General features: G+C 63.6%; 7 protein-coding genes. 3 read left to right on the top strand and 4 right to left on the bottom strand.

The window, feature by feature from the left end; genetic code table 11:
* The coding region (locus ACFOY2_RS51440; RefSeq protein WP_379535509.1) for a transposase at window positions 1–516 on the top strand (516 nt) is incomplete at its 5' end.
* Window positions 517–768: 252 nt separating this feature from the next.
* The gene (locus tag ACFOY2_RS51435) at window positions 769–1,605 is read left to right on the top strand and encodes a hypothetical protein (protein ID WP_379535508.1); all 837 of its coding nucleotides are present in this window, start codon (window positions 769–771) and stop codon (window positions 1,603–1,605) included.
* Here ACFOY2_RS51435 and ACFOY2_RS51430 read toward each other — a convergent pair.
* From ACFOY2_RS51430 to ACFOY2_RS51415, 4 genes are all read right to left on the bottom strand, one after another.
* Window positions 1,602–2,846 carry a trypsin-like serine protease gene (locus ACFOY2_RS51430; RefSeq protein ID WP_379535507.1) on the bottom strand — a complete coding sequence of 415 codons (1,245 nt, stop codon included), beginning with the start codon at window positions 2,844–2,846 and terminating at the stop codon, window positions 1,602–1,604. The two genes, ACFOY2_RS51435 and ACFOY2_RS51430, sit on opposite strands and share 4 nt — an antisense overlap.
* Before the next feature lie 496 nt (window positions 2,847–3,342).
* Window positions 3,343–4,602, bottom strand: a complete 1,260-nt coding sequence (locus tag ACFOY2_RS51425) for an IS701 family transposase (RefSeq protein ID WP_379535506.1) — start codon at window positions 4,600–4,602, stop codon at window positions 3,343–3,345.
* Window positions 4,603–4,645: 43 nt separating this feature from the next.
* Entirely contained in the window at window positions 4,646–4,912 is a 267-nt protein-coding gene (locus ACFOY2_RS51420; protein WP_379535505.1) for a hypothetical protein, read from the bottom strand.
* Window positions 4,913–4,969: 57 nt separating this feature from the next.
* Window positions 4,970–5,194: a GntR family transcriptional regulator gene (locus ACFOY2_RS51415; protein WP_379535510.1), complete on the bottom strand. Its 225-nt coding sequence runs from the start codon at window positions 5,192–5,194 to the stop codon at window positions 4,970–4,972.
* Between the two features lie 650 nt (window positions 5,195–5,844).
* Here ACFOY2_RS51415 and ACFOY2_RS51410 point away from each other — a divergent pair.
* On the top strand, window positions 5,845–6,030 hold the full coding sequence (locus ACFOY2_RS51410; protein ID WP_379535504.1) for a hypothetical protein: 186 nt from the start codon (window positions 5,845–5,847) through the stop codon (window positions 6,028–6,030).
* The last annotated feature ends 13 nt before the right edge of the window (window positions 6,031–6,043 follow it).

Here is a 6,043-nt window from a genome sequence, read left to right as displayed (position 1 = left end):
GCCGTGACCGCCGTCCGCCAGCGCGTCACCCGCCAGCAGCGCGGCCGGCGAGGCCGCGCGACCGACCCCGAATGGGCCAACCGCCGACGCCTGCTCCACGCCCGCGAGAACCTGACCGAACAGGCCTTCACCCGCATGTGGAACGGCCTGATCGATCACGAACCCACCGGACAGATCCTCACCGCCTGGATCGCCAAGGAAGAACTGCGCTCCCTGCTCGCCTGCGCCCGCCAACGAGCTCCGCGTTCGGTGATCTCCCACCGGCTGTTCCGCTTCTCCTCCTGGTGCGCCACCTCCGACATCCCGGAACTGATCACCCTGGCCGAGACGATCGAGCAGTGGTGGCCCGAAACGCTGGCCTTCATCACCACAGGCGTCACCAACGCCCGCACCGAAGGCACCAACCGCCTCATCAAAGACGCCGCCCGCGTGGCGTTCGGCTTCCGCAACCTCACCAACCAACGCCGCCGCGTACGGTTGGCATGCACACATCAAACGATCAACCCAGCGGCATAAGGGTGCGACCATCCCCCTCAAGATCGAAGAACCCTGTTCCCGGGGTGCGAAGGCCACGAACTACTCGCGTCAGGGCGATAGCAGGGACATGCAGCATGACGCGATCGCAGCATCTTGCCAGCACACATGATAAAGTGATGTACATCACATTGCAGCGACCCGCCATCGCCGCACGGTATTTCGTTTAAGGGATGTGAGGCCCGTGTGCGTACGCCACGGTCCGGAGATCCTCCGAACGAAAGGGATCGCCCCATGAAAAGAGCGGTTTACTCCGCGCTTCTCCTGGTCATCGCGCCGTTTGCCTTCACCGGAGAGGGCCGGTCGGAGTTACTGGACCCGGCGTTACTTGCGCAGCAGTGGGCCGCGTTTCCGGAATCCCGGCAGCCGCGGCCGGTCGTGCTGATCGGAGCCCTTCCGGAAGTGAACAAGTCCGGCGGCTACATCGCCCGGGTGCGGCTTGGCGCGAATCTGTCCTCACAGGCTCCGGAAGCAGCCGACGTCCCGTTGACGGACGGCACCGCAAGCATTCCGCAGATTTCCCCTAGCGCGGCGTACGAAGAACTGCGGCAACACATGGAGCGACGTGCGGCACCGGGACGCGAAGGTACCGTTCTGAACGCCGAACATGTTACCCACGAATTCCTCTCCGATCGTGGCCTGATACGACTGCCGGCCTGGAGATTTCAGATCGCGGGCGGCGGATCGTTAACGTGGCCAGCGCTTTCACCTCAGGCGTTCTGGCGTCTCGGATCGGTCTCCTCGTCCTCGAAGATCATGCGGGCAAGCGCGGATCGCACGAAACCCGAGATCACCGTATGGATGGACTCGGGGCACGGCTGCGGAAAACAGGGGGACAAGCGGCCGGCCGTGCGTATCACCGAAACTCCGGACGTGGTCGTTGTCGGTACGGCCAAGGCCCCAGAGCTCCCGGGCAGGATGTGCGTATCAACCGCCGATTTCCGGGCTCGGCCGTTCACCTACGCATTGAGCAGCCCCCTGGGGAACAGAGGACTGCTCGACGAGGCCGGCCATCTTCCGGTCGTCCACCACGAGGACGTGGCGCCGATACCTGGCAGTCCGCCTCGCTAGAGAACTACGTCAAGCGACTCTATGGCCGTGTAGAAGTCCTGGAAGACCAAGTAGTCGCCATCACCACTGAGGTTACAGCCGCTGATGATGCCCTCAGCGAAGACCTGGGAATAATCGCCGCTGAGCGAGAACACCGGGCCTCCGCTGTCGCCGCCGCGGCATCCGCGCTCCCCGTTGACCTGGTCGGCATGAAACATGTCGCCATAGCACTCGTAAGTTCCCCACAGGTCGGTGCCGCAGTATCCGACCGGGAAGTCGTTCCTGACCTGCCACAGGCACACGGCGCCGCTGAACGATCCCGAGGTGCAGAGCCATTCGCCCGGGGTGACGTGACTCCATCCAGCAACCGACTTGGTGTACTCGGGGCTGGTGTTGGCACCGCCAGGGACGCCCCCGTCCCACATGTACTTGTTATATTCGGGGCCCGGCATTCCGATCAGCATGAGGTCGTAGTTGACCCTCTCACTGGTGGCGTAGCCGATGTTCGCCGATCCTGCGCTGTTCCACCAGTACTGACCTTCGAAGCCACAGTGGCTCGCCGTCACGAGATACCAGTAGCCGCTGGTGCGCCCCTGCACAGGCCAGCCCGCAGTGCAGACGGCGCTTCCGCCGTCCCAGATTCTCGCGCCCGCAAAGAAGGGATTGGTGTCGTTGAGACGGCCAGCGGTCCTAGCTCGGGGTTCCTGCTTGATCGTCAGGGGGACGCGTATGTCGGTCAAGGCCGAGTAGCCGGCCTGCAGTTGTGACCGTGCCGTGGTGACCTCGGTTACTGCGACTATGCCCGAGCCGTCGCCCTTGACCTCCACCCGGTGGATGGACCCCTTGGGGTCCTTGAACATCTGCTCTTTGAGCTTGTCTGCCTCGGCGTGCAGTTCGGCGCGTGAGTATGGGGCCTGCGTGACGGTCACCGGGGCGTCGACTCGTGCGCTTTCAATGGCGGCGGAGATGGCGGAGGGCGCTTTGCCCTTCCACCAGACCTGCACGCCTTCGGTGTTGATGTGAATACCGGCGAAGCCGCTCCCCTGCGGATTCCGGACGTCACCGACGAGCTGCACCAGGGCTTCTTGTATCTTGTTCGCGGCCCGTTTGCGCGGCTCCTGCTCCTTCATCAGATCCAGAGTGCCCGGAGGTAGGTGGCTGAAGGGCTCTTTTTCGATGGACAGTTTCGACGCCGGGTCGTCGTCAACCGTTTCAGCCGCCGAAACCGGCGCGATAATCGCGCCTACGGTCAGTACAGCCATGAACGGAACCAGTAATCGCCGGAAACGCCGCAATCTGTGCATGCTTTCCTTTCTCTCGCGTACCTGAGCTTGTTTTATGTGATCATGGCTTCACTGTCAAGATCTTGGAGTCTTCGCCGACTCCGGCCGAATAGCGCTTCACATCTCGACTTTGGCCATCTTGGAGATCTTGAGGATGGGCGTAGAGGAGATGCCCGCCAGCGCTTCGAGTTGATGAGCTGAGGGCGCGACGCTCAAGGGCAGAGCATGAGGCGGATCACTGTTGCACGCTTTCAGAAACTACTTGCAGATGCGTACGCCTACTTTTGGGTCAAAGAGGTTTGCCTTCGTACGATGCATTGCTGCCTGAGCCTGAGGATGCTACCTTCGGCGGTCACCTGGCGGGCTTATAGTAGTACTTTGTTAGTTCGTCATGGTGGTCGTTGATGGCAGGTGGGGCATCGGCCTGTCCAGGTGGCTAACAGCACCTGGAGCATGTGCAAGATCTTGTAGAAGGTCAGGCCGCCCCAGCCGCTTTTGGGCTGGTCAAGCGCAGTTCGGTGAGGAACAGGTGAGCGGCCGAAGCCAGGGTGACGTGGCGATGCCAGCCGGTGAAGGAACGCCCCTCGAAGTGGGTCAGGCCCAGGCCGGTCTTGAGTTCGCGGTAGTCGTGCTCGATCCGCCAGCGGATCTTCGCCAGGCGGACCAGTTCCCGCAGTCGGATGTCCGCCGGAAGGGTGGACAACCAGTAGTCGGTGGGCTCCGGCTCGCCGGGTGGCCATTCGGCCAGGAGCCAGCATTCGGGCAGATGCCCGTCACCATCTCGCGCGATGTCGCGGTTGGCGGGCCGCACACGCAGGACGATGAAGCGTGAGCGCATCGTGGCGGTCGGGTTGCCTTTGCTCTTCTTGGTGCCCTGCCGCCAGCTCACCCGGCGCAGACTGCTTCGTCCGGCGGCCAGGACCAGCTCGCGCAGGCTGGAGGGTGCACTGCGGTACTTGGCCACCGGACGACGGCCGTTACCGGAGTAGGGCAGCGTCTCAGGGACGACATCGGCGGGATACGCGCTGGTGGTGCCCTTGAGGGCGACCACGTACGGCAGGCCGCGCGCACTCAGGCCGAGTCGTAGCGCGGTCACATCGCCGTATCCGGCGTCGGCGACCACCAGTGGCGGGACATGCCCCCAGACGGCCAACTCATCGAGCATGTCCAGCGCCTGCTGCCACTTGGGGCGGTGCCGTTGATCGTCGGGGATGCCGCAGCGCCGTCGCCGCCCGGCGATCGCTTCTGCTTCGGCTTTGCCTTCGGTCAGCGCGTCGTCCCACCGCTCGGGCAAGAACAGCCGCCAGTTCAGTGCCGCCGAGCAGGTATCGGTGACCGCGTGCACGCTGACCGCGATCTGGCAATTGGTCACCTTCCCCGCGGTGCCGGTGTACTGCCGGGCCACCCCGGGCGAGGCATCGCCGTCCTTGAGATGCCCGGTGTCGTCCAGCACCCACGCCTGCGGCGCCACCACGCCGATCGCGCGCTGTGCCAGACCTCTCCGTACCGCCGCATAGTCCCATGTGGAGGAGGTGATGAACTGCTGCAGCCGCTGGTGATCCACCCCCAGCCGCTCCGCCATCGGCACCATCGACTTGCGCCGCCCGTCCAGCATCAGCCCACGCAGGTACAACCCGCCGTTGGACCGCTGCTCCCGACGCGCGAAGGAGGTGAACACCTCACCCGCGAAGTCTTCAAGACGGCCTCGAACATCAGCCAGCTCAGCCGGAGTCACACAAAGATCATCTCACAAAAGATCTCAATCTAACAAAGTACTACTAGTCGGTGTCGGTCTCGTCCCGATGACGTACCTGGAGTGGAACGACGGTGTAGAGGTTTCGGGCATCTGCGTCGGCCTGAGCATGCGCTAGCAGGACCCCGAAGCTAGCCTCGATCCATTGAAGAGGCCCCAGCCCAAGCTCATGCGCCACACGCTCAACTGCTGATCGAGCGTAGTCGTGGCTTCGGTAGACGCTCGTCCAGTACCGGAGCCCTTCCCGATCTTCGCTGTGATCCTCAATGAGGAAGACGTCGCTGGTTGTCATGGGCCGATGATCCCCCATGAGCACCGTCGGAGGTACGGCTATTCAGGTCGGGCATGACTATTGTGGGGCCACGATGGAGCCCTTGCCCGGCTTGGTGGTGATTAGCTCTCGTTCCCTGAGAGCCTCCATCGCCTTGCGGACGGTCACTCGCGCAACGTCGAACTCCTCCTGCAGCTTCACCTCGGAGATGAGGGTGAGAGGCGGGTAGGTGCCGTCTCCGATGCGCTCGGCGACGACGTTGGCTATCTGCTCCCACTTGTAGAGGCGTGGGTCCCATTCCATCACGGGACGACTCTAGGTATCCCTGGACCTAGTGGCATAGAATAGCCATTGCTAGGAATGCCGTAGACAGGTTAAGACAGGTTAGGTTAGGTTGTGGCCATGGCGCTGGTGAGCGACGGTCCAGGGTCCCTCCGGGTGGGGCTTCGCTCGTGTGCTCCGGCCTGCCGCTCCGCGAGGGCGCACTGGCTGGAGATGGCCCCTCGCTCACCAGCGCCTGTTCATCGATCGCGGTCTCCGCGGGCACCGTCGGCGCCACGCTGGCGATCGCGCGTTGCGAAGGACGGTGAGCCCTGTGGCAGATTTCGACGACTTTCACGGCATACACCCCGCCTCACCCCATCCGAATGCGGTGCCGGTGAGGTGGTCTCCGATCGAGCGGCACCCGGATCGGGCCCGGATCCGGGCCCACACCTGCGAATGCCTGTCGCTGGTCTTCGAACAGTGCATAACGGGCGGGCAGGGCTTCATCCGGCGCTACGACCGGTCCCTCTTTCCCTGGGGCATCGTAGAGAGCCCGCGGGTGCGGGTCGTCGATGCCATGGCGCTATGGCGACAGCTCATGAACGGGGAAGCGAGGTAACGACGCCACTGGACCGGCAAGCCATGCACACGTAGTAGCCACTTTCCGCAACAGATCTGTGATGGCAGTCTTGGACCGAGTGCGAGACGCCGGGTACGACGACGTGCATCTGTGGACGCTCCGGGACTCCGCCCAAACGCACCGCTTCTACACCAAGAATGGCTCCGCCGAGACCGGCAGGACCCACGACCACGACTTCGACGACGGTCCCCCGTTGTCCCTGATTGAGTTGGAGCGAGCCGTGCCTGGCCGCTGAAACGCTCATCGGC

Origin of the sequence: Nonomuraea purpurea, from assembly GCF_042650645.1 — a bacterium.
Taxonomy (GTDB): domain Bacteria; phylum Actinomycetota; class Actinomycetes; order Streptosporangiales; family Streptosporangiaceae; genus Nonomuraea; species Nonomuraea purpurea.
Note: the sequence above shows the minus strand (reverse complement) of the source record. Positions and strands in the feature narration are given on the sequence as shown.

Excerpts from the sequence above, each read along its gene's own strand:
- ACFOY2_RS51420 (WP_379535505.1), bottom strand. The coding sequence starts at position 4,912 with ATGACAACCAGCGACGTCTTCCTCATTGAGGATCACAGCGAAGATCGG.
- ACFOY2_RS51430 (WP_379535507.1), bottom strand. The coding sequence starts at position 2,846 with ATGGCTGTACTGACCGTAGGCGCGATTATCGCGCCGGTTTCGGCGGCT.
- ACFOY2_RS51415 (WP_379535510.1), bottom strand. The coding sequence starts at position 5,194 with ATGGAATGGGACCCACGCCTCTACAAGTGGGAGCAGATAGCCAACGTC.
- ACFOY2_RS51435 (WP_379535508.1), top strand. The coding sequence starts at position 769 with ATGAAAAGAGCGGTTTACTCCGCGCTTCTCCTGGTCATCGCGCCGTTT.